The 20,318-nt window shown below is 71.5% G+C and carries 19 protein-coding genes and 1 tRNA gene; 15 read left to right on the top strand and 5 right to left on the bottom strand.

What is annotated here, in order from left to right:
* A partial coding sequence (locus GVN67_RS21450) for a HAMP domain-containing protein (RefSeq protein ID WP_159999372.1) occupies window positions 1–1,337 on the bottom strand: 1,337 nt, incomplete at its 3' end.
* A 168-nt stretch (window positions 1,338–1,505) separates the two neighbouring features.
* Between GVN67_RS21450 and GVN67_RS21445 the strand changes: the two genes are divergently transcribed.
* From GVN67_RS21445 to GVN67_RS21415, 7 genes are all read left to right on the top strand, one after another.
* Window positions 1,506–2,003 carry a hypothetical protein gene (locus tag GVN67_RS21445; protein WP_159999371.1) on the top strand — a complete coding sequence of 166 codons (498 nt, stop codon included), beginning with the start codon at window positions 1,506–1,508 and terminating at the stop codon, window positions 2,001–2,003.
* The gene (locus GVN67_RS21440; RefSeq protein WP_159999370.1) at window positions 2,000–2,494 is read left to right on the top strand and encodes a hypothetical protein; all 495 of its coding nucleotides are present in this window, start codon (window positions 2,000–2,002) and stop codon (window positions 2,492–2,494) included. Before GVN67_RS21445 ends, GVN67_RS21440 begins: the two co-directional genes overlap by 4 nt.
* A gap of 117 nt (window positions 2,495–2,611) precedes the next feature.
* Entirely contained in the window at window positions 2,612–5,161 is a 2,550-nt protein-coding gene (locus GVN67_RS21435) for a ligase-associated DNA damage response DEXH box helicase (RefSeq protein ID WP_159999369.1), read from the top strand.
* Window positions 5,162–5,252: 91 nt separating this feature from the next.
* Window positions 5,253–5,978, top strand: a complete 726-nt coding sequence (gene pdeM, locus GVN67_RS21430; protein ID WP_159999368.1) for a ligase-associated DNA damage response endonuclease PdeM — start codon at window positions 5,253–5,255, stop codon at window positions 5,976–5,978.
* Window positions 5,975–7,405 carry a deoxyribodipyrimidine photo-lyase gene (locus tag GVN67_RS21425; protein ID WP_159999367.1) on the top strand — a complete coding sequence of 477 codons (1,431 nt, stop codon included), beginning with the start codon at window positions 5,975–5,977 and terminating at the stop codon, window positions 7,403–7,405. The genes pdeM and GVN67_RS21425 overlap by 4 nt, the downstream gene beginning before the upstream one ends.
* Complete coding sequence (locus GVN67_RS21420; protein ID WP_159999366.1) at window positions 7,402–8,136, top strand: metallophosphoesterase; 735 nt, start codon at window positions 7,402–7,404, stop codon at window positions 8,134–8,136. The genes GVN67_RS21425 and GVN67_RS21420 overlap by 4 nt, the downstream gene beginning before the upstream one ends.
* 99 nt (window positions 8,137–8,235) lie before the next feature.
* The gene (locus GVN67_RS21415) at window positions 8,236–9,411 is read left to right on the top strand and encodes an alpha-hydroxy acid oxidase (RefSeq protein ID WP_159999365.1); all 1,176 of its coding nucleotides are present in this window, start codon (window positions 8,236–8,238) and stop codon (window positions 9,409–9,411) included.
* A 48-nt stretch (window positions 9,412–9,459) separates the two neighbouring features.
* On the opposite strand, the gene GVN67_RS21410 is transcribed toward GVN67_RS21415, so the two are convergent.
* A complete protein-coding gene (locus tag GVN67_RS21410) occupies window positions 9,460–11,010 on the bottom strand; it encodes a cryptochrome/photolyase family protein (RefSeq protein WP_159999364.1) in 1,551 nt (516 codons plus the stop codon).
* 137 nt (window positions 11,011–11,147) lie between these two features.
* On the opposite strand from GVN67_RS21410, the gene GVN67_RS21405 reads away from it, so the two are divergent.
* The 6 genes from GVN67_RS21405 to GVN67_RS21380 all read left to right on the top strand — a co-directional run bounded on the left by GVN67_RS21405 (window position 11,148) and on the right by GVN67_RS21380 (window position 17,210).
* Window positions 11,148–11,681 (top strand): histidine phosphatase family protein, encoded by a 534-nt coding sequence (locus tag GVN67_RS21405; RefSeq protein ID WP_159999363.1) that lies wholly within the window; start codon window positions 11,148–11,150, stop codon window positions 11,679–11,681.
* 5 nt (window positions 11,682–11,686) lie between these two features.
* The gene (locus GVN67_RS21400) at window positions 11,687–13,186 is read left to right on the top strand and encodes a CHAD domain-containing protein (protein WP_159999362.1); all 1,500 of its coding nucleotides are present in this window, start codon (window positions 11,687–11,689) and stop codon (window positions 13,184–13,186) included.
* A gap of 94 nt (window positions 13,187–13,280) precedes the next feature.
* Entirely contained in the window at window positions 13,281–13,841 is a 561-nt protein-coding gene (locus GVN67_RS21395; protein WP_159999361.1) for a thermonuclease family protein, read from the top strand.
* A 292-nt stretch (window positions 13,842–14,133) separates the two neighbouring features.
* A complete protein-coding gene (gene gltA / locus GVN67_RS21390) occupies window positions 14,134–15,441 on the top strand; it encodes a citrate synthase (RefSeq protein ID WP_159999360.1) in 1,308 nt (435 codons plus the stop codon).
* Between the two features lie 294 nt (window positions 15,442–15,735).
* On the top strand, window positions 15,736–16,389 hold the full coding sequence (locus tag GVN67_RS21385) for a hypothetical protein (RefSeq protein WP_159999359.1): 654 nt from the start codon (window positions 15,736–15,738) through the stop codon (window positions 16,387–16,389).
* A gap of 74 nt (window positions 16,390–16,463) precedes the next feature.
* Window positions 16,464–17,210, top strand: a complete 747-nt coding sequence (locus GVN67_RS21380; protein WP_159999358.1) for a M50 family metallopeptidase — start codon at window positions 16,464–16,466, stop codon at window positions 17,208–17,210.
* Between the two features lie 63 nt (window positions 17,211–17,273).
* Here GVN67_RS21380 and GVN67_RS21375 read toward each other — a convergent pair.
* The 3 genes from GVN67_RS21375 to GVN67_RS21365 form a co-directional block, all read right to left on the bottom strand.
* A tRNA-Glu gene (locus tag GVN67_RS21375) sits at window positions 17,274–17,349 on the bottom strand.
* A gap of 45 nt (window positions 17,350–17,394) precedes the next feature.
* Entirely contained in the window at window positions 17,395–17,580 is a 186-nt protein-coding gene (locus tag GVN67_RS21370; RefSeq protein ID WP_159999357.1) for a DUF2256 domain-containing protein, read from the bottom strand.
* 24 nt (window positions 17,581–17,604) lie between these two features.
* Window positions 17,605–17,889, bottom strand: a complete 285-nt coding sequence (locus GVN67_RS21365; RefSeq protein ID WP_200845334.1) for a hypothetical protein — start codon at window positions 17,887–17,889, stop codon at window positions 17,605–17,607.
* 16 nt (window positions 17,890–17,905) lie between these two features.
* On the opposite strand from GVN67_RS21365, the gene GVN67_RS21360 reads away from it, so the two are divergent.
* Together GVN67_RS21360 and rpoH are read left to right on the top strand one after the other, a co-directional pair.
* The gene (locus GVN67_RS21360) at window positions 17,906–18,949 is read left to right on the top strand and encodes an RluA family pseudouridine synthase (RefSeq protein WP_235035408.1); all 1,044 of its coding nucleotides are present in this window, start codon (window positions 17,906–17,908) and stop codon (window positions 18,947–18,949) included.
* A gap of 229 nt (window positions 18,950–19,178) precedes the next feature.
* On the top strand, window positions 19,179–20,063 hold the full coding sequence (gene rpoH / locus GVN67_RS21355; protein WP_200845335.1) for an RNA polymerase sigma factor RpoH: 885 nt from the start codon (window positions 19,179–19,181) through the stop codon (window positions 20,061–20,063).
* The last annotated feature ends 255 nt before the right edge of the window (window positions 20,064–20,318 follow it).

Here is a 20,318-nt window from a genome sequence, read left to right as displayed (position 1 = left end):
TGCCCCGCCGTGCCGGTGACGCCGAGCGCGGTGCCGTCCAGCCGCTGCGCCGCCTCGGCCACCGCCTGCAGGCCGCTGGCGATATCCGCCTCGAAGCCGGCCAGCAGCTTTTCCAGCCGCTGGCCGCGCTGGATGCGGGCCTCCTGCTCGGCCGCCGCCTCGGCCGAGAGGCGGCGCGCCGTCACCGCCTCGGCGCGCAGCTGGCGCAGCGCCTCGGCCATGGCGGCGATCTCGTCGCGGTTGTCGCCGCGGCGGGCCACGCCGTCGCCCGGCAGCGGCGTGTCGAGCTCGCCCTGGGCGATGCGCCCCACCGCCCCGGTCAGCGCATGCAGGGGCCGGGCCACGCGCAGCACCAGCAGCAGCGCCGCCAGCCCCACCGCCAGCGCGGTCAGCAGGATGGCGCCGCCGGCGATCGTCAGCCGCCACTGCGCCGCCGCCGCCAGCGCGTCGGACAGCGCCCGCGCCTCGGCCAGGGCCAGGTCGCGCGGGGCCAGGGCGGCGGCGATGGTCGGGCCGGTCCAGTCGCGGAACTCGGCATAGGTCATCGGCGCCGGCAGCCCGTCGCGCGCCGCGGCGACCAGCTCGGCGAAGCTGCGCTCGCCCGCCTGCATCAGCCCCTCGGCCAGCACGGTCGCGGCGGCGGCGAGCGCGGGCGCGTCGGCGCCGGCCTCGCTGGCGGCGGCCTGCAGCCGCGACCAGGCCTCGGCTACGCGGCCGCCCAGCGCGGTCGCGGCGACCGCCTTGTCATAGCCCAGCGCGCCGCCGGCGATGCCCTGCGACAGCGTCATCGAGCGCTCGCTCATCAGCTCGAACAGGGTCTGCGATTCTTCCGCCATGCCGAGCGCCGCGGCGGCGGCCGGGGCCCCGGCGGCGGCCTCGCGCGACAGCGTGGCCGCCGCCTGGCGCAGCTGGCCCAGCGTCGCGGCCAGGGCCTGGGACAGCGCCTCGGCCTCGGCCCGCTCGCGCTCGTCGCGCGGGATGCGCGCGGCCTCCAGCAGCGGCGCGCGCAGCGCCTGCAGCGGCGCGTCCGCCCGGGCGGCGGCGGCCGGCAGGCGCTGCAACGCCGCCCGGCTGGCCTGGGCCGCCGCCTGCAGCGCCGCCTGCGCCGGCGGGCCCGCGGCGCCGGGGGCGGCGATGGCGGTGTCGGTCAGCAGCGCCGCCTCGTCGACCACCGCCTGGCGGGCGGCGGCCAGCCGCGACAGCGTGGCGGCGGCGGCATCGACCCGGCGCGCGCCCTGCGCATCGGCCCAGGCGTCGGCGGCCAGCCACGACGCCAGGGCCGCGGTCAGCCCACCGATCAACAGCAAGGCGGCGAGCAGACGAGTGCGGATGGTCATCGGGTTCTCCAGGGGCAAGCCCGCGGCGAATACCAAGGCCCATGTTAACCGGGTTCGGCGCCTATGCTGCAGCGCAGTGAAGCTTCAATGACGCAGCCGGCATTAGACCCCCCGCCGGGGCCGGGCTATGCGAAGACAAGGCGTCCGGAGCGAGGAGCGAGACCAAGGATGAAGCCGGCCCTGCTGCTGTTGGCAGCTTTGACGACCCTGCCCAGCTGCGCGTCCCTGGTCACCGAGGGCTCCGCCGAGGTTGCGGGCCTGGGCGGCGCCGGCCTGGCCAGCGCCGTCACCCGCGACACCGCGGTCACCGCCGGCATCGGCGTCGGCGTGCTCTCCGCCGCCCGCGCCGGGCTGGACTATACCCGCCGCCGCCTGCAGACCGCCGAGCAGGATGGCATCGCCAATGCCGCCGGGCCGCTGCGCGCCGGCACCGTGGCGCGCTGGCAGGTCAAGCACAGCCTGCCGGTCGGCGACCCCAGCGGCCAGGTGACCATCGTGCGCGAGATCGGCGCGCTGGGCCTGGCCTGCCGCGAGATCGTCTTCTCGGTCGATGGCGAGGTGCCGATCGAGACCGAGTTCTTCACCGCCATCATCTGCCGCCAGGGCGAGCGCTGGAAATGGGCCAGCGCCGAGCCCGCGGTCGCGCGCTGGGGCTCGCTGCAGTGAGGCTGCGCGCCGCGGCGCTGCTGCTGCTGGCGCCGCTGCTGGCCGGATGCGAGCTGGCGGGCGGCCTGGCCGGCGGCCTGTCCGGCGCCGCCACCGGCACCATCACCTCGAACCCGGCGGTCGGCTACGCGGTCGGCGTCACCGTGCGCGCCGCCGCCGACGCGGCGATGAAGCGCTGGATGCGCGGCATGCAGAATGACGAGCAGATCGCCATCGCCCAGGCGGCCAGCGAGCTCGCCGCCGGCGACTCCCGCCCCTGGCAGGTGAAGCACGAGCTGCCCTTCGGCTGGCGCGACCAGGCCGGGCAGCTGGCGGTGACGCGGGTGATCGACACGCCGCTGACCCAGTGCCGCGAGATTCTTTTTTCTGTTCAGGAGAAGCCGGAGGCGCCGCCCGAAGGCATCTTCGTCGCCACGACCTGCCGCAACCCGGCCGGTTGGCGCTGGGCCAGCGCGGAACCGGCCACGGCGCGGTGGGGCTATCTGCAGTAAGCGAAGAATCTGGGGGCATTGAATGCCCCCAGACCCCCACATTCATTTGGCGTGGGGTCGCGAAGCAGCCTTCGGCGCCTTGGCATCGGTCCAGAACACGCCATATCCGGCGGACCGATGCGAACATTGCCAGAACCTTTTGCCGCCTGGTTCGCCCGCCGCGGCTGGCAGCCGCGGCCGCACCAGCTGGCCATGCTGGCGGCCGCCGAGGCCGGCGACTCGGCCCTGCTGATCGCACCGACCGGCGGCGGCAAGACGCTCGCCGGCTTCCTGCCCAGCCTGATCGACCTGCACCGCAACCCGCGCCCCGGGCTGCACACCGTCTATATCTCGCCGCTGAAGGCGCTGGCCGTCGACATCGCCCGCAACCTGCTGGCGCCGGTCGAGGAGATGGGGCTCGAGCTCCGCATCGAGACCCGCACCGGCGACACCCCCGCCAACCGCCGCAGCCGCCAGCGCCAGGACCCGCCGCAGATCCTGCTCACCACGCCGGAAAGCCTGACCCTGCTGCTGTCGCTGCCCGATGCCGACAGCATCTTCGCCAGCCTGGCCTGCATCGTCATCGACGAGGTGCATGCGCTGGCCGGCGGCAAGCGCGGCGACCAGCTGGCGCTCGGCCTGGCGCGGCTGACCCGCCTGGCGCCGAAAGCCCGTCGGGTCGGGCTGTCGGCGACGGTGGCGCATCCGGAGGCGATTGCCGCCTGGGTGTCCCCCACCGCCCGGCCCGAGGACGTGCGGCTGGTGCGCGCCCGCGGCGGCGCCGCCCCGGCGCTGGAGGTGATGCTGCCCGCCGGCCGGCTGCCCTGGGGCGGGCATATGGGCCTGGCCTCGATGCCCGATGTCTATGCCCGGCTCGGCCAGGCCGGCGTCACCATCATCTTCGTCAACACCCGGGCCCAGGCGGAGCTCTGCTTCGCCGCCCTCTGGCGGCTGAACGAGGACAACCTGCCGATCGCCCTCCACCACGGCTCGCTGACCGTCGAGCAGCGCCGCAAGGTGGAAGCCGCGATGGCGGCGGGCAAGCTGCGCGCGGTGGTGGCGACGGCCTCGCTCGACCTCGGCATCGACTGGGGCGCGGTCGACCAGGTGATCCAGGTCGGCGCGCCGAAGGGGGTGGCGCGGCTGCTGCAGCGGGTCGGCCGCGCCAACCACCGCATGGACGAGGCCAGCCGCGCCATCCTGGTCCCCGCCAACCGCTTCGAGGTGATCGAATGCCGCGCCGCCATCCAGGCCGTGGCCGCCGGCGAGGTCGATGGCGAGCCGCCCCGCCCCGGCGGCCTCGACGTGCTGGCGCAGCATATCCTGGCCATGGCCTGCCACGCGCCCTTCCACCCGGACGACCTGTTCGCGGAGGTGCGGCGGGCGCAGCCCTATGCCCAGCTGTCGCGCCAGGATTTCGACGACACGCTGCGCTTCGTGCAGGACGGCGGCTACGCCCTGACCGCCTATGAACGCTTTCGAAAGCTGTTCCAGGACGCCGAGGGGCTGGTGCATGTGCGCGGGCCGCAGGTGGCGCGGCAGCTGCGGATGAACCTCGGCACCATTGTCGAGACGCCGCTGCTGAAGGTGCGGCTGCGCGGCGGCCCGGTGCTGGGCGAGGTGGAAGAGTGGTTCATCTCCACCCTCGAGCCCGGCGACAATTTCCTGTTCGCGGGACGGCTGCTGAAATACGAGCGGCTCGATCCCACCGCCGCCGTCGTCTCGCCCGGCGGCGAGGGCGAGCCGCGCATCCCGACCTATGCCGGGTCGCGCATGCCGCTGTCCACCGACCTGGCGCGGCGGGTGCGGGCGATCCTCTCCGACCCCCGCGCCTGGCGCGCCCTGCCGCCGCCGGTGCGCGAATGGCTGCGGCTGCAGCAACACGCGTCCGAAGTCCCTCCAGCGGAGGGACTATTGATAGAAACATTTCCGCGCGGCGGCCGCTTCTTCCTGGTCGCCTATTGCTTCGAGGGGCGGCTGGCGCACCAGACGCTGGGCATGCTGCTGACCCGGCGGATGGAGCGGCTGGGGCTGGCGCCGCTGGGCTTCCTCGGCACCGACTATGTGCTGGCGGCCTGGTCGGCCTTCCCGGTCACCGACGTCGAAGCGCTCTTCACCGAGGACCTGCTGGGCGAGGAATTGGAGGAATGGATGGCGGAGAGCTCGATGCTCCGCCGCAGCTTCCGCAACATCGCGACCATCGCCGGGCTTTTGGAGAAGAACCACCCGGGCGCCGAGAAATCCGGGCGGCAGATGACGATGAGCGCCGACCTGATCTACGACGTGCTCCGCCGCCATGAGCCCGACCACATCCTGCTGCGCGCCACCCGCGCCGAGGCGGCGACGGGCCTGACCGATGTCGGCCGCATCGGCAGCCTGCTGGCGCGCATCCAGGGCCGCATCCGGCATCGCGCGCTGGAACGGGTTTCACCGCTGGCCGTCCCCGCCCTGATCGAGGAGGGCCGCGAATGGGTCTCCGGCAATGCCGAGGAGGCGCTGCTGGCCGAGGCCGTGGCGCTGGTCGAGGAGGCTACCGAGGGCGAGGACCATTTCACCGGCAGCCTGGGGCTGGAGGAGCAGCTGGGCGCCCAGCGCCCGGCGCCGGCTGAGGGACGCTCGAAGCGCGACCGCCGCGCCCGCTTCGTCCGCCGCGCGCCCCGCGCCGTCACGGGGCCGCGCAAGGGTTAAGCCAACGGCCAGAATTTCGCCGTATTTCCGGGGCTTGCGGCAGCTTTTCCCCTTTCCGCCTCTGTCGCACTCCGGTAACGCAGGGGAAGCAATGATTTCAGCGCCCTTTCACCTGGCCGGCGAACGCCTGCTGCTCGATCCCGCCGGGGCCCTGTTCTGGCCCGCCCAACGCCTGCTGGTGCTGGCCGACCTGCACCTGGAGAAGGGCAGCCATTTCGCCGCCCGCGGCCAGCTGGTGCCGCCCTATGACACGCGCGAGACCCTGGCGCGGCTGCAGCCGCTGCTGCGCCGCTTTGCCCCCGCGCACCTGCTGTTCCTGGGCGACAGCTTCCATGACGCCGGCGGCCCGTCGCGGCTGTCGGCCCCCGACCGCCAGGCGCTGGCCGCCCTGCTGGCCGGGCGCGAGGTGACCTGGGTGCTGGGCAACCACGACCCGGTGCCGCCCGAGGGCCTGCCCGGCGCGGCGGTGGACGAGCTGAAGCTCGGTCCCCTGACCTTCCGCCATGAGGGCCGGCCGGGGAATGCCGCCGGCTTCGAGCTCAGCGGCCATTTCCACCCCAAGGCGGCGCTGGAGACGCGCTGCGGCCCGGTCGAGCGCCCCTGCTTCCTGGCCGATGCGCGGCGCGTCATGCTGCCGGCCTTCGGCGCCTATACCGGGGGCCTGGCGATCACCGCGCCGCCCATCGCGGCGCTGTTCCCGCGCGGCGGGCGGGCCTTCCTGCTCGGGCGCGACCGGCTGTACAGCGCGGCCACCGGGCCGATGCGGCAGCTTGCCTCCGCCGCCGCCGGCCGCATGGCGGCGATCGGCGCGACATGACAGGGGCAGCACCAAGCCTGGTCTGGTTCCGCCAGGACCTGCGGCTGGCCGACAACCCGGCGCTGCATGCCGCGGCCGAGGGGCCGCTGCTGGCGGTCTATGTGCTGGACGACGCGGCGCACCGGCATGGCGGGGCCAACCGCTGGTGGCTGCATCACAGCCTGGCCGCGCTGGCCGCCGCGCTGGAGGCCAAGGGCGCCGCGCTGCATCTGGTCCATGGCGATGCGGTGACGGAAATCCCGAAGCTGGCCCGCGCCATCGGTGCCCAGACGGTGCAGGCCGGGCGGCTCTACGCCCCCTGGGCGCGGCAGCGCGACGCGGCGGTCGCCGAGGCGCTGGAGGCCGATGGCCGCAAGCTGGTGCTGCACACCTCCTCGGTGCTGCTGGAGCCGCACCGGCTGCGCAGCGGCCAGGGCAAGCCCTATGCCGTCTACACCCCCTTCGCCCGCGCGATCATGGCGATGGGCGAGCCGCCGCCCGCCATCCCGGCGCCCGACAAGCTGACCGGCGTGAAGCCGCCGAAGGGCGGCGCCAGCCTGGCTTCCCTGAAGCTGCTGCCGCACAAGCCGGAGCCCGACTGGGCCTCTGGCTTCCCTGAGATGTGGACCCCGGGCGAGGAAGCCGCCCAGGCGCGCCTGGCCGAATTCGCCGCCGACGACGCGGGCGACTATGCCAAGGGCCGCGACATCCCGGGCATCGATGGCACCTCCCGCCTGTCGCCCAGCCTGCATTGGGGCGAGGTGTCGCCGCGCCAGGTCTGGCATGCGGTCTCCGAGCGCGGCCAGGATGCCGGCCGGCAGACCTGGCTGAAGGAAGTGCTGTGGCGGGAGTTTTCCTACCACACGCTGTGGCACCATCCGCAGCTGCCCGAGAAGCCGCTGCGCGCCGAGTTCGAGCAGTTCGGCTGGCAGCCGGATGCAAAGCTGCTGGCGGCGTGGCAGCGCGGGCAGACCGGCTATCCGATCGTCGATGCCGGCATGCGGCAGCTGTGGCGGCATGGCTGGATGCACAACCGGGTGCGGATGATCACCGGCAGCTTCCTGGTCAAGCACCTGCTGCAGCCCTGGCAGGAGGGCGCGGCCTGGTTCCTGGACACGCTGGTCGATGGCGACCTCGCCAGCAACAGCCAGAACTGGCAGTGGGTCTCGGGCTGCGGGGTGGATGCGGCGCCGTATTTCCGCATCTTCAACCCGATCCTGCAGGGCCAGAAATTCGACGCCGACGGCGCCTATGTGCGCGAATTCGTCCCCGAGCTGGCGCAGCTGCCCGACAAATGGCTGCACCAGCCCTGGGCGGCGCCGGAGGCCGTGCTGCGCGAGGCCGGCGTCGTGCTGGGCAAGAGCTATCCGAAGCCGGTGGTCGACCATGCCGGCGCGCGGGCCCGGGCGCTCGCCGCCTTCGCGGATCTGCGGAGCGCGCGGGAATGACCCCCGGCACGGCGCTGGTCGCCCGGCTGAAGCAGGGGTTCAAGGGGCTGCGGGTGGTGGGCGACGTCCACGGCGATGCCCGCGCCTTCGCCGCCGCGGTCGCGGGCGCCGCCGAGAAGCGGTTCTTCGTGCTGCAGCTGGGCGACCTGACCGATCGCGGCCCCGACAATCCCGGCACGCTGCGGCTGGCCTTCGACCTGGTCGAGCAGGGCCAGGGCCTGTTCATCCTGGGCAACCACGACCACAAGCTGCGCCGCGCGCTGGGCGGCGCGCTGGTGCGCCCCGATCCCGAGGGGCTGGGCGTGACGCTCGCCCAGCTGGACGCCGCCCCGGATGGCGAGGCGCTGAAGGCGCGCGCCATGGCCGCGATCGGCGAGGCGCCGGCCTGGCTGCGGCTGGGCTCCTGGCTGTTCGTGCATGGCGGCTTCCATCCGCGGATGCTGCGCGAGGCCTCGCCGCCGGATGCCGGCACCGCCAAGCCCGAGGGGCTGGTGCCGCGCGCGCTGTTCGGCCAGGTGACCAGCCGGACGCGGGCCGACGGCTATCCCGAGCGGCTGCACAACTGGGTGCACCGCATCCCGTCCGGCATCACCGTCTATTGCGGGCATGAGCTGCGCAGCCTGGACGGGCGGCCCTATGTGGCGGTCTCGGCGGCGGGGGGGCGCGCGGTGTTCCTCGACACCGGGGCCGGCAAGGGCGGGCACCTCTCCTGGATGGATCTTCCCTGGTAATCGGGGCCTGGCAGGACGCTTGCGGGCGCGGGGTGCCGGCGCGACACTGGCGTGACAGAAACGCGCCAAGCCAACGCGCCAGATGCCCGGGGGAACACTGTGCCGATCGCCACGAATATCGAGGATCTGCGCGACATCGCGCGCCGTCGCATCCCGCGCGCCATCTTCGACTATGCCGATCGCGGCTCCTATGACGAGGCGACGCTGCGCGCCAATCGCGAGGACCTCGCCGCGCTGAAGCTGCGGCAGCGGGTGATGGTCGATGTCTCGGAGCGCAGCACGGCGACCACCATGCTGGGCGAGCCGGTCAGCATGCCGGTGGCCATCGCGCCCACCGGCCTGACGGGGTTGTTCCATGCCGATGGCGAGATCCATGGCTGCCGCGCCGCGCATGCCTTCGGCATCCCTTTCACCCTGTCGACCATGTCGATCTGCTCGATCGAGGATGTCGCCGAGGCGGTGCAGAAGCCGTTCTGGTTCCAGCTCTACGTCATGCGCGACCGCGGCTTCTCGAAGTCGCTGGTGGAGCGGGCGATCGCGGCCAAATGCTCGGCGCTGGTGCTGACGCTGGACCTGCAGATCCAGGGGCAGCGGCATCGCGACATCAAGAACGGCCTGGCGGTGCCGCCGAAGCTGACGCTGCGCAATGCGCTGGACATCGCCACCAAGCCGCGCTGGGCGCTGGAAGTGCTGCGCGGCAAGCGCAAGACCTTCGGCAACCTGACCAATGCGCCGACGGGGGGCTCGGGGCTGTCGACGCTGTCGCATTGGATCGCCGGGCAGTTCGATCCGTCGCTGTCCTGGAAGGACGTGGCCTGGATCCGCTCGATCTGGCCGGGCAAGCTCATCCTGAAGGGCGTCTGCGACGTCGACGATGCGCGGATCGCCGCCGAGACGGGGGCGGATGCGATCGTCGTCTCCAACCATGGCGGCCGTCAGCTGGATGGGGCGCCGTCGTCGATCTCGCTGCTGCCGTCGGTGGCGGAGGCGGTGGGCGACCGGACGGAGGTGCTGTTCGATGGCGGGGTGCGCTCGGGCCAGGACGTCATGAAGGCGATGGCGCTGGGGGCGAAGGGCTGCATGATCGGCAAGGCCTGGCTGTATGGCCTGGCCGCCGGCGGGCAGCCGGGCGTGGCGCAGATGCTGGAGATCATCCGCAAGGAGCTGGATGTCAGCATGGCGCTGACCGGCATCCGCGACGTGCGCGAGATTTCCCCGGATGTGCTGCATGCCCCGCGTCGTGGCGATGTCGTGCTGCCGGCTGGCGGTCGCTGAAACTGATAGAAAAAAGATGGGGTCCAGGGGAATTCTTTCCCCTGGCCTTTACTTGTATGCGCCGCTCGGCGTGGGCTTGAGGTTTTGCAGGTATTGCGCTGCCTGCCCGCGCATCGCTTTCAGCTTGGCTTGATCCATCTTTTCCAGGTTGCGCAGCGGCAGGCTCATCCGGGCATTGCCCGACAGCCGCTTGGCGTGGCGGGCGATGAAGTCCCAGTAGAGGAAGTTGAAGGGGCAGGCGTCGTCGCCGGTCTGCGCCTTCACGTCGTAGGCGCAGTGGCGGCAGTAGTCGCTCATGCGGTTGATATAGGCGCCGGAGGCCGCGTAGGGCTTGCTGCCGAGCATGCCGCCATCGGCGAAGACCGCCATGCCGTGGGTGTTGGGCAGCTGCACCCATTCGAAGGCGTCGGCATAGACGGCCAGGTACCATTCGTTGATGGCCTCGGGGGCGATGCCGGCCAGCAGCGCGAAATTGCCGGTGACCATCAGGCGCTGGATGTGGTGGGCATGGGCGTGGTCGCGGGTCTGGGCGACGGTTTCGCTGACGCAGCGCATCTTCGTGTCGGCGGTCCAGTAGAAGTCGGGCAGCGGGCGGTCGGCGTCGAGGGCGTTGGTGGTGGCGTAGTGCGGCATGCGCAGCCAGTAGATGCCGCGGACATATTCGCGCCAGCCGAGGATCTGGCGGATGAAGCCTTCCACCGCGTTCAGGGGCGCGCGGCCGGCACGGTATTCGGCCTCGGCGGCCTGGCAGATTTCCAGCGGGTCGAGCAGGCCGGCATTCAGCGGCACCGAGAGCAGGCTGTGGAACAGCACCGGCTGGCCGACGGCCATGGCGTCCTGGTAGTCGCCAAACTGCGGCAGCTTTTTCGCGATGAATTCCTGCAGGGCGCGCGCCGCGTCCTTGGCGGTGACCGGCCAGCTGAAGGAGTCCAGCCCGCCGAAGCGGTTCGGGAATCGTTCGGCCACCAGGTCCAGCACCGCCTGGGTGGTCGCGTCGGGCGGGAAGGACGGGGGCGCCGGCGGCTGTAGCCCGCGCGGCAAAGGCTTCCGGTTCTCGGGGTCGAAGTTCCAGGCGCCGCCCGTGGGCGTGCCGTCGGGCTCCATCAGGATGGCGTGGCGGCGGCGCATCTCGCGGTAGAAGAACTCCATCCGCAGCTGCTGGCGGCCCTTTGCCCAGCGGGCGAATTCGGCGCGGGTGCAGAGGAAGCGGTCATCCTCGCGGATTTCGACCGGGATGCCGGCGGCCTGTTCCCAGCCGCGGATCATCTCCAGCACGCGCCATTCGCCGGGGAAGGTGACGACGATCCGGGTCGCCTTATGGCGGCGGACGGCGCGCAGCACCTCGCCGGTGAAGCTGCCGGTGTTGGCGGGGTCGTCGAGGGTGATGTGCTCAGCTTGCACCTCACGGGCGCGCAGCGCCGTGTTGAAATGCCGCATCACGCTGAAAAGAAAAGAAATCTTCTGGCGGTGGTGGCGGACGGCGTCGGCCTCCTCGGCCACCTCCATGCTGAGGACGCGGTCCTGCGCCGGGTCCAGGTCGCGAAGTGCCGCGACGTCTCGGCGGCACTGGTCGCCCAGGATGATGCGCAGCACGGTCATGCCTTGCAGGTGGGGGCGGCCGGCGAAAGCGGAAGGCCGGCCGCGGCATTCGGTACGCTTGCGAGTTTTGTGAAGCCTTCGTGTGACGCCACCCTGCCCCCGCGACAGCGGCCGCGCCGCGTGCCAGACTGGTGGTCATGCGGCAATTGCTCCTGTTGCGGCACGCCAAGTCGTCCTGGGACGACCCCAGCCTGCCGGATCATGCCCGCCCGCTGAACGCGCGCGGCAAACGCGCCGCCATGGCCATGGCCGGCGTGATGCAGGGGCTCGGCCTGGCGCCGGATATCGTGCTGGTCTCCTCCGCCCGGCGCACCCTGCAGACGCTGGAAGCCCTGATGCCCCTGCCCGATGCGCCGATGGTCGAGCCGATGGACGACCTGTACCTGGCGCCCTGGCCGCGGTTGATCGAGGTGCTGCGCCAGGCGCCCGAGACCGCGCGCAGCCTGCTGCTGATCGGCCACAACCCCGGCATGCACGACCTGGCGCTGACGCTGGCCGGGCCCGCCGGCATGGCGGGCAAGGCGCCGGGCACCCAGCGCCTGGCCGATGGCTATCCCACCGGCGCCCTGGCGGAATTCGCCGTGGCCAGCCCCTGGTCCGGGCTGCAGCCCGGCGGCGGCCGGCTGGTGCGCTTCGTCGCCCCCAACGACCTGCCCGAAATGGCGGCCTGACACCGATGCTGATCCTCGAGCTTTCCCTGCCGGCCACCGCCGTGGCCCGGCTGTGGCGTCACACGGCCCTGGACGGGACCAAGCGGGCCCGTGCCGTCGCCGAGCACTGGCACTGGCTGGACAGCGCCGAGGGCGTGCTGGCCGAGGCCGGCCAGGCGCTGCGGGTGCTGGCCACCCCGGCCGGGGCGCGGCAGCTGCTGGCGCTGCGCCCGGCCGCCGGCGCCCTGCCCGGCGCCCCGCCGCCGCCGCCACGCGCGCTGGAGGGCGATGCCGCGCCGGAGGCCGCCGCGGGCGCCGCGCTGCATCCGCTGGCGCGCTATGCCGGCAAGCGGGTCGAGGCGCGGGCCGGCGAGGTGCTGCTGACCCTGGAGCAGGGCAGCCTGCAGGCCGGCGCCGCCGAGCAGGGCTGGTGCCTGCTGCGGCTGCAGGGCCCGGCCGCGCCGGTGCTGGAGCTGGCGCAGTCGCTGGCGCTGACCCTGCCGCTGCTGCCGGCCGCCGCCGGGCTGGACGAGGCCGCGCTGGCGCTGGCCGCCGGCCGCGCCGTGCCGCCGCGGCACAAGGGCGCGCCGGATCTGGGCGCTGCCGCCTCGGTGCCGGAGGCGCTGGCCATCGCCATCGGCCACCTGGCCGGGGTGCTGCTGGCCCAGGCGCCGCAGGCCCGCCCGGATGCCGGGCCGGAAGCGGTGCACCAGCTGCGTGTCGCCGCCCGCCGGCTGCGCTCCTGCCTGAAGGTTTTCCGCAAGGTCGTCGACAACGAGCTGCTGCGGGCGCTGGATGCCGGGCTGCGCGATGCCGCCCGCGCGCTGGGCGCCGCCCGCGAATGGGATGTCTTCCTGGGCGGGCTGGCGAAGGAGCTGACCGCGGCGCTGGGGCCGGACGACAAGCGCTGGCAGAAGCTGCTGGCGCGCGCCGCCGGGCGGCGGCTGGCCGCCTATGACGCCGTCGCCGGGCTGCTGGCGGGCGCCGAATTCCGCGCCACGCTGTGGCTGGCGCTGCAGGCGGCGGCACGGCCGGAGCTGCTGGCCCCCCCTGCCCCGCCGCCGCCGGCGGAGGCCACCGAGTCGCTGCCCGACTCGCGGCCGCTGCCCGGGCTGCGCGACCAGGCGCGCAGCGTGCTGGGCAAGCGCCGGCGCAAGCTGCTGCGCGGGGGCGCCGAGATCGCGGCACTTTCCGATGCCGACCTGCATGCGCTGCGGCTCGAGGCCAAGCGCCTGCGCTATGCGGCAGAGCTCTTCGCCCCGCTCTGGCCGGGCAAGGCGACGCGGCGCTTCCTGAAGCGGCTGTCGGCGCTGCAGGAGGCGCTGGGCCTGTCGAACGACACGGTGACCGCGCGGGCGCTGATGGCCTCGCTGTCGCGGGCGGAAGACGGCGTGGCGGCGGCGCCGCCCTGGTCGATCGGCCTGGCCGAGGGCTGGGCCCTGGCGGCGACCCGCGACATGCGCCGCCAGGCCCTGCTGGCCTGGAAGGGATTCAGCAAGCTGGACCCGTTCTGGGAGCATGGCTGACCCGCGGCCTCCCAAGTTCCCGCAAATCTGTGCTGCGAGATTTTTTCTGAATGCTTGAACCCGCTTTTGGCCTCGTCTAACGCTTCGCCGCGTGTTGACCCGTCGTCGCCTCTTCCGCTCCGCCCCCGCCCCGCGCCGCTGGTCCGGGGTTGCCCTGGGCAGCCTGCTGACCGTGCTGGCGCTTGCCGGCATCGGGCTCGGCCTGCCGGCCAATCTCTTCGGCTCCGCGCCACGCGAGCAGGACTGGACCGCCAGCGCCGCGCAGCTGCGCGTGGTCGATGGCGACACGCTGCGCCTAGGCGAGCGAACGCTGCGGCTGGCCGGGCTGATCTCGCCGGTGCGCGGGCAGACCTGCAGCACGGCCGGCGGCGTCGGCTTCGACTGCGGCGGCGCTGCCGCCGAGGCGCTGGCGCGGCTGGTGCAGAATCGCGACATCGCCTGCCGGGTGCAGGGGCGCGACCGCTTCGGCCGGGCGCTGGGCACCTGCCAGGCCGGCGGCATCGAGACCAATGCGGCGATGGTGGAGGCCGGCTGGGCGCTGGCCGAGCCCGCCGCGACGGCGCTGGTCAGCGCCGAGCAGGCGGCGCGGGCGGCCAGGCGCGGGCTGTGGTCGAACCAGGCCGGCGCGCCGTCGAGCTGGCAGGGCCGCTTCTGATTCTTTTTGTCGGCGGTGAGGCCGCCCCGGCATCGCTGCCGGGTCCGGCGGGCACGGCCTGCGAAAACGTCATGCCTCGGCGAGGACCCGGGCGCAAAACCTGGTCGCGCGACCGCGCAGGGCCTGCAAGCCCGACCGCAAAAAAGCCGGAATGGGGGAAGGAGCTGGGGCGGGGCACAGGCTTGGCCGGGCGCGGATGGACAAGCGGGCGGCCCCCGGCCTAATCTTGCGCTGCATCATAGACGGCGCCCGACTTCGAATGGCGCCGCCCTCCCCGACAGAGGAAGACGCCATGAGCAGCACGGCCAAAGGGTCCGTTACCGTCACGCTCGACGCCACTGGCAAAAGCGCCAAACTGCCGCTGATCGAGGGCGCCATCGGCCCCGACGTCTTTGATATCCGCAAGCTCTATGGCGAGCTGGGCGTCTTCACCTTCGACCCGGGCTATGGTGGCACGGCGGCTTGCGAAAGCGCCATCACTTATATCGACGGCGACGAAGGCATCCTGCTGTATCGCGGCTATCCGATCGAGCAGCTGGCAGAGAAGTCCGACTTCCTGGAAGTCTCCTACCTGCTGCTGAACGGCGAGATGCCGAACGCCAAGCAGCTGAAGGAATTCAGCCACGGCGTCACCATGCACACCATGGTGCATGAGCAGCTGCGCTCCTTCTTCAACGGCTTCCGCCGCGACGCCCATCCGATGGCGATCCTGTGCGGCGTCGTCGGCGCGCTCTCGGCCTTCTACCACGACAGCCTCGACATCAACGATCCGGAGAAGCGCGAGATCAGCGCCTTCCGCCTGATCGCCAAGGTGCCGACGATCGCTGCCTGGGCCTACAAGTATTCCATCGGCCAGCCCTTCATGTACCCGCGGAACGACCTCTCCTACGCGGAGAACTTCCTGTACATGCTGAACGCCGTGCCGGCCGAGGACTGGAAGCCCAATCCGATCCTGTCGCGCGCCATGGACCGCATCCTGGTGCTGCACGCCGACCACGAGCAGAACGCCTCGACGTCCACGGTGCGGCTGGCGGGCTCGACCGGCGCCAATCCCTTCGCCTGCATCGCCGCCGGCATCGCCGCCCTCTGGGGCCCGGCGCATGGCGGCGCCAACGAGGCGGTGCTGAAGATGCTGGCCGAGATCGGCCATGTCGACAACATCCCCGCCTTCATCGAGAAGGTGAAGGACAAGAACTCCGGCGTGAAGCTCATGGGCTTCGGGCACCGCGTCTACAAGAACTTCGACCCGCGCGCGAAGATCATGCAGGCGACCTGCCACGAGGTCCTGGCCGAGCTCGGCATCAAGGACGAGCCGCTGCTCGACCTGGCCGTGGCGCTGGAGAAGATCGCGCTGGAGGACGACTACTTCGTCAGCCGCAAGCTCTATCCCAACGTCGACTTCTATTCGGGCATCATCCTGAAGGCGATGGGCATCCCCACCCACATGTTCACCGTGCTCTTCGCGGTGGCGCGCACCGTGGGCTGGGTGAGCCAGTGGAAGGAAATGATCGAGGATCCGTCGCAGCGCATCGGCCGCCCGCGGCAGATCTATACCGGCGCCACCTCGCGCGACATCGCGCCGATCGACCAGCGCGGCTGACGCCGCCCGGCGGGGGTGGTTTCCCCTGGCCTCAACCGCCCCGCCCGGCACCTGCCGGGCGGGGCTTTTTCGTTTCAGTAACCTCTCAAAAACCACGGCCAAGGCTCTGCCAGGCCGCAAGAATTCCGGAAATGATCCCGACGGGGCCGCAGCTAATCAGCGCCCTCTCTCAACCAGGGCGCGCAAGATATCCAGAAGAAAATGCCAATTCGTTGCATTTTCCTCTTGCTCACGGATGCGTGATCGTCACTATGACGCATCGTTGGTTGCATAACCCTGATCGGAATTCCTGCGATGAGCGCATCCTTACCCTTGGCACTCGTCCACCATTCGCTGGATGACCTGGTGCGGCGGCGGTTGCGCAAATGGCCGCAGCGGCCGCCCGGCGCCCTGGAAACCTCGAAGCAGCGCGGCACCTGGATGCGCGCCCGCCCCGGCGAGGCCGACACCACCGCCTATCCCTTCCTGAAGCTGCCCGGCTCCAACCGGCTGCGCACCGTGCCCGACGGGCTGTGGCTGCATTTCAGCCACGACCCGACCGACGCCTATGCCGATATCCTCTGCATCGAGGCCTGCTCGACGCTGCAGAACCTGCTGGACAAGCGCTCGCGCTTCGCCCCCTCCACCACCTCGCTGCTGGCGGTCTGCCCGGTGACCTGGCTGACCGCGCCGGTGCAGACCGGCGACAAGCTGCCGCGCTGGAAGCAGATCAAGCTGCTGCGCGAGGCGCCGACCCAGCCGCTGGTGCTGCCGGTGCGCGATGTCCGCGTGCTCTACGGGCTGAAGAGCCGGCAATATGACGGCTTCGCCCGCCACCAGATGCCGCAGCCGCATGAGTATTTCTGCCCGATGGACGCGCTGATCGACGAGCAGGGCGCCAGCAACCCGGCGATGCAGGCGCTGATCTCCCGCGCCTCGGGGGCGGCGAACTTCATGCTGCTGCCCTGACGCGCGCGGCCCTGGCGCCGATATGATCCCGCCCCGCCTCCCCGCGCTGAGCCGCGCGGGGCAGGATGCCAGCGATGAAGGCCTTGCGCATCGACCAGGGCGGGATCGAGGCCCGCCTGCCCTGCCTGCCGCCGATCCGGCTGGAGCCCGGGGTGCTGGTCACCCTCTTCGTGCTGACCCTGCCGCTGTGGCGCGGCTGGCAGGCGACGCGGCTGGAGGCGCTGGCCCTGGTCTATCCGGGGCTGCTGCTGTCGCTGCTGGCGCATGAGCTGGGCCATGCCTGGGCCGGGCAGCGCTGCGGCCTGGTGGTGCGCCGCATCCTGCTGCAGGCCGAGGGCGGCGTCGCCGAGATGGAGGGCGTGCTGACCCGCCGCACCGACCTCTGGGTGACGCTGGCCGGGCCGCTGGCCAACCTGGCGCTGGCGGCTTTCTTCCTGGCGGCGCTGATGCTCTGGCCGGAGCCGCCCCTGGTGCAGCCGGAGGGCTTCCACCGGCCGGTGCCGTCGCGGCCCGGGCCGATGCCGCTGGCGCTGGCCTGGCTCGGCTGGGGCAATTTTCTTTTCAGTTTCGCCAACCTGCTGCCGGCCTTTCCCTTGGATGGCGGGCGGCTGGCCATGCTGGCCCTGGCGCCGCGGCTGGGCGCGGCCCGGGCAGCGCGCTGGGTGGCGCGCAGCGGGCTTTTCCTGGCGGGCGTGATGGTGCTGGGCTTCGTCGTCAGCCTGGCCGGCGGCGTGCCGCTCTGGCTGCCGCCCGGCTTCGGACCCAACCGGGCGGCGCTGCGCGCGGCCCAGACAGAAAAAAACCCGCAGCTGGTCGAGTGACCCGCTGCAGGCTTTGATCTTCCACCTAACACCCCGCGACAGCCGATCCGAAGAAAGGCGCGCTGGCGTCCCCTAGGGGATTCGAACCCCTGTTACCGCCGTGAGAGGGCGGTGTCCTAGGCCTCTAGACGAAGGGGACAGAGGCGTCGTGTGAGGGGGCTTTTATCGGCGGGCGGCAGGGCGATCAAGGGGGGGATTTCATATTTCCGCGCGCGGAATGCTTTCGGGCCGCGTCGCGCCGGCCGCTGCGGCAGGCGTCGCTGCAGAAGCGCACCTCGTCCCAGACCGCCGCCCATTTGCGGCGCCAGGCGAAGGGCCGGCCGCAGGCGGCGCAGGGCTTCTGCGGCAGGTCAGGCTTGCGATGCGCCATGCGCCGTCCCTCCCCGCCGAAGCCTTACTCGCCGAGGCGGATCTCGCCGACCTGCTTCACCGTGCGCGGGTCCAGCAGCAGGATGCGGCCGCCATCCGGGCGCTCGACCCAGACCGCCAGCCGGCCTTCCAGCACGGCGATCTGGCCGATCCGCGTGCCCGGCGGCTGCCGCAGCGCCAGATCCGTGCTAACGCCAGCCGGCAAGGCCGCCACCGTCGAGGCGGCGGTCAGCCCGCTGGCCGCCGAGTTCATGCGCTGCACCAGCGCCACCACCAGCCCCACGGTGCCGATGATGATCAGCACCCCCATGACCGAAACCAGAATCTTGAGCCCGCGCACCGAAAACCCCTCTGCTTCCCAGCCCGATCCGGCGGCATCCGCTGCCCCCGATGTCGCCATCCACGGCCCCTTCCACGTCACCGTCGCGGCGGAGCAGGCAGGCACCCGGCTGGACCGCCTGCTGGCCGGCGCGATAGGCACGCTGTCGCGTTCCCGCGTCAAGGCGCTGATCGAGGAAGGCCATGTGACGCGCGGCGACACCGTGGTGACCGACCCTTCCGAATCGACCAGGGCCGGCGCCGGTTACACTGTGTCGCCGCCGGCCGCCGTGGCCGCGACGCCGCAGGCCCAGGCGATGGACCTGACCATCCTGTTCGAGGACCGCCACCTGATCGTGCTGGACAAGCCGGCAGGCCTGGTCGTCCATCCCGCCCCGGGCAATCTGGACGGCACCCTGGTCAATGCCCTGCTGGCGCATGCCGGCGACGAGCTGACCGGCATCGGCGGCGAGAAGCGGCCGGGCATCGTTCACCGGCTGGACAAGGACACCTCCGGCGTGATGGTCGTGGCCAAGAGCGACGCGGCGCATCAGGGGCTGTCCGCCGCCTTCGCCAGCCGCGACCTGGAGCGCGCCTACCTGGCCCTGGTCTGGGGCCTGCCGGCGCCGCCCGCCGGCGAGGTGCAGGCCGATATCGGCCGCCATCCGATGGACCGCAAGCGCATGGCGGTGGTCACCCGCAACGGCAAGCACGCGCTGACCCACTACGCCACCGAGCGCGCCTGGGGGAATGGCTGCGCCCTGGTCCGATGCCGCCTGGCCACCGGACGGACGCATCAGATCCGCGTGCATATGGCACACATCAACCATCCCTTGGTGGGCGACCCGGTCTATCTTCGCCGCCTGCCGGCCGCGTCGCGCAACGTGGCGGCGGCGGCGCGGGACACCCTGCTGGCCTTCCCGCGCCAGGCGCTGCATGCCGAGACGCTGGGCTTCCGCCACCCGGTCTCGGGCGAGATGCTGCGCTTCCACGCGCCCCTGCCGCCGGACATGCAGGCCCTGCTTACATTACTGGACGGTAACCCGTCGTAACCCGACTATTACAGTCGGGATTTGCTTGCGCAACCTTCGCGCAAGAGGTAGCGTTTGCCTGTCGCCAACGCCGGGTGCCGACACCATGGCGCGGCCGCCGAGCCTGTCTTCTGTCCGTGACTCAGAAGCAGGGCGGCGCGTCAGGGCCCGTTTGGAAGGCGACCCAGGACCCATGCCGGGGATCGCCGTCACAGGGGCTCCCGGCCGGTGCAGGAGGCAGTTACCAGTTATGGCTTCCACTACGATGATTCCGATGGCCCCCGAGGGCAACCTCTCCCGCTATCTGCAGGAGATCCGCAAGTTCCCCATGCTGTCGCCGGAGGAAGAGTTCCGCCTGGCGAAGGACTGGAAGGAACAGGGCAACCAGAAGGCCGCGCACAAGCTGGTCACGTCGCATCTGCGTCTCGTGGCCAAGATCGCCATGGGCTATCGCGGCTATGGCCTGCCGGTGGGCGAGCTGATCAGCGAAGGCAATGTCGGCATGATGCAGGCGGTCCGCCGCTTCGATCCCGACCGGGGCTTCCGCCTGGCTACCTACGCCATGTGGTGGATCCGCGCCGCAATCCAAGAGTACATCCTGCATTCCTGGTCGCTCGTGAAGATGGGCACCACCGCCGCGCAGAAGAAGCTGTTCTTCAACCTGCGCCGGCTCAAGGGACAAATGGCTGCGCTCGAGGAAGGTGATCTTCAGCCTGAACAGGTGGAAAAGATCGCCCGCGTGCTGCAGGTGCCGCAGCAGGACGTGGTCTCGATGAACCGCCGCCTGGCCTCGCCCGACAACTCGCTGAACGCGCCGGTGCGCGCCGACAGCGAGGGCGAATGGCAGGACTGGCTGGTCGACGAGTCCGAAAGTCAGGAAACCGAGATCGCGGACCGGCAGGACATGTCGAACCGCCGCGAGCTGCTCGGCGCCGCGCTGAAGACGCTGAACGAGCGGGAACGCCATATCTTGATCGAACGGCGCCTGAAGGACGAGCCGACGACCCTGGAGGAGCTCTCGCAGCAGTACAACATCTCGCGCGAGCGCGTTCGCCAGATCGAGGTGCGCGCCTTCGAGAAGCTGCAGAAGAGCATGAAGACCCAGATCATGGAGCGCCGCCTGTCGGTCGACTGACAGCCCGGCAGCCTCCACGGAACAACGGCGCGGCTCCTTCAGGGGCCGCGCCGTTTTAGTTTTTGAAGAGAAGACAGGACAGAGAAGACAGGGGGCAGGCCAGGGGAATGAATTCCCCTGGACCCCTTGTAACTTGGCGCCATCGCGCTCGGTCGTTGCTAGAGTGTCCGGAGCGGTGGCGGAGCGTAGCCCGGAACCCCTTGGGGCGATCGAGCCCGTAAAGAAGCGAGGGTCACGCTCCGTCGTTCCATCGAA

This window comes from Roseomonas sp. 18066 (assembly GCF_902706185.1).
Lineage (GTDB): Bacteria > Pseudomonadota > Alphaproteobacteria > Acetobacterales > Acetobacteraceae > Pseudoroseomonas.
This window is presented reverse-complemented; position numbering and strand designations above follow the sequence as displayed.

What these genes read in the sequence shown, in the direction of transcription:
- GVN67_RS21445 (WP_159999371.1), top strand. Translation starts at nt 1,506, where the DNA reads ATGAAGCCGGCCCTGCTGCTGTTGGCAGCTTTGACGACCCTGCCCAGC.
- GVN67_RS21435 (WP_159999369.1), top strand. Translation starts at nt 2,612, where the DNA reads ATGCGAACATTGCCAGAACCTTTTGCCGCCTGGTTCGCCCGCCGCGGC.
- pdeM (WP_159999368.1), top strand. Translation starts at nt 5,253, where the DNA reads ATGATTTCAGCGCCCTTTCACCTGGCCGGCGAACGCCTGCTGCTCGAT.
- GVN67_RS21425 (WP_159999367.1), top strand. Translation starts at nt 5,975, where the DNA reads ATGACAGGGGCAGCACCAAGCCTGGTCTGGTTCCGCCAGGACCTGCGG.
- GVN67_RS21420 (WP_159999366.1), top strand. Translation starts at nt 7,402, where the DNA reads ATGACCCCCGGCACGGCGCTGGTCGCCCGGCTGAAGCAGGGGTTCAAG.
- GVN67_RS21410 (WP_159999364.1), bottom strand. Translation starts at nt 11,010, where the DNA reads ATGACCGTGCTGCGCATCATCCTGGGCGACCAGTGCCGCCGAGACGTC.
- GVN67_RS21405 (WP_159999363.1), top strand. Translation starts at nt 11,148, where the DNA reads ATGCGGCAATTGCTCCTGTTGCGGCACGCCAAGTCGTCCTGGGACGAC.
- GVN67_RS21400 (WP_159999362.1), top strand. Translation starts at nt 11,687, where the DNA reads ATGCTGATCCTCGAGCTTTCCCTGCCGGCCACCGCCGTGGCCCGGCTG.
- gltA (WP_159999360.1), top strand. Translation starts at nt 14,134, where the DNA reads ATGAGCAGCACGGCCAAAGGGTCCGTTACCGTCACGCTCGACGCCACT.
- GVN67_RS21385 (WP_159999359.1), top strand. Translation starts at nt 15,736, where the DNA reads ATGAGCGCATCCTTACCCTTGGCACTCGTCCACCATTCGCTGGATGAC.
- GVN67_RS21380 (WP_159999358.1), top strand. Translation starts at nt 16,464, where the DNA reads ATGAAGGCCTTGCGCATCGACCAGGGCGGGATCGAGGCCCGCCTGCCC.
- GVN67_RS21370 (WP_159999357.1), bottom strand. Translation starts at nt 17,580, where the DNA reads ATGGCGCATCGCAAGCCTGACCTGCCGCAGAAGCCCTGCGCCGCCTGC.
- GVN67_RS21365 (WP_200845334.1), bottom strand. Translation starts at nt 17,889, where the DNA reads ATGGGGGTGCTGATCATCATCGGCACCGTGGGGCTGGTGGTGGCGCTG.
- rpoH (WP_200845335.1), top strand. Translation starts at nt 19,179, where the DNA reads ATGGCTTCCACTACGATGATTCCGATGGCCCCCGAGGGCAACCTCTCC.